This window comes from Methylobrevis pamukkalensis, from assembly GCF_001720135.1.
Taxonomy (GTDB): Bacteria; Pseudomonadota; Alphaproteobacteria; order Rhizobiales; family Pleomorphomonadaceae; genus Methylobrevis; species Methylobrevis pamukkalensis.
Genome location: NZ_MCRJ01000283.1, coordinates 1 through 911 on the forward strand (window position 1 = coordinate 1; position 911 = coordinate 911).

General features: G+C 72.7%; 2 protein-coding genes. One reads left to right on the plus strand and one right to left on the minus strand.

Annotated features, from left to right (window positions below):
* Positions 1 to 113: 113 nt before the first annotated feature.
* Positions 114 to 449, minus strand: coding sequence for a hypothetical protein (locus tag A6302_RS20525; protein WP_069308543.1), 336 nt, complete (start codon positions 447 to 449; stop codon positions 114 to 116).
* Positions 450 to 504: 55 nt separating this feature from the next.
* Here A6302_RS20525 and A6302_RS20530 point away from each other — a divergent pair.
* Positions 505 to 911 (plus strand): hypothetical protein (locus A6302_RS20530; RefSeq protein ID WP_141704056.1); only part of this gene is annotated, 407 nt, incomplete at its 3' end.

The following is a 911-nucleotide window of genomic DNA, read 5'->3' on the forward strand; positions in this document are numbered from 1 at the left end:
CCCCCGGGACGGACCCGGCGCATTGCCCTGATCCGCCGCGACGGTGCCCCGGCGGAGGCGTGGCCGTCCGGCGAGGTGATCGCCGTCAACGGCACCCGGCCCGCCCGCTACGGCTAGGCCGCATTCACGGGCCTTGCGACCGCCGCGGCCCTGTCGTCCGCCTCCTTCGCGAACGCCGTCAGCAGGCCGAGCAGGGCGTCGCGGGCCGGCTTCGGCGTCATGTTGTGGTCGGCATCCGGCACGATCGCCAGCGAGACGTTCGGATAGGCGGCCAGCGCCCGGCCCTCGGGGCCGAAATAGGTGGAAAGCTCGTCGAGGCCGCCGTCGTCGGCGCTGAACACCAGCGCCAGCCGCACATTCCGCTGGCGCAGCAGATCGAAGCGGCGGCGCACCTCGCGGTGGAGCCGGGCGTATTTCGTCAGCCCGAAGCTGACCGGCGCCAGCCGCACGCCGAGCTTCTGCCCGAGGCGGCGCAGGACGTCGCCGCCGACGCGCAGCAGGTCGATGTCGCCGGTGACGAGGCGTTTTCAGCGTCTCCACCTGAAGGAGGCGCGCCCGGTAGTTGGCGAGCGAGCGGAACGAGTTGCGGATCGCCTCGTCCACGTCCTCGTCCGGATCCCAGACGAAGCGGCGGATGTTGACCGCGACGCAGCCCTTCACCCGGCGGTCGGCCACCGCCGCGCCGAGCGCAAGGAAGGCGCCGCTGCAGCGGCCGACCAGCACGACCTCGCCATGACCGCGTGCCTCGAGCAGGTCGATCGCGGCGATCACGTCGCGGATCTGCGCGTCGGAATAGAGCACCTGGCGCGGACTGTCGGGCAGCGCCGGGCTGTCGCCGACGTCGGCCGCGTCGATCCGCAGCGAGGTGATCCCGGCAACAGCCAGCGCCCGGGCATGGTCCACGGTCATCC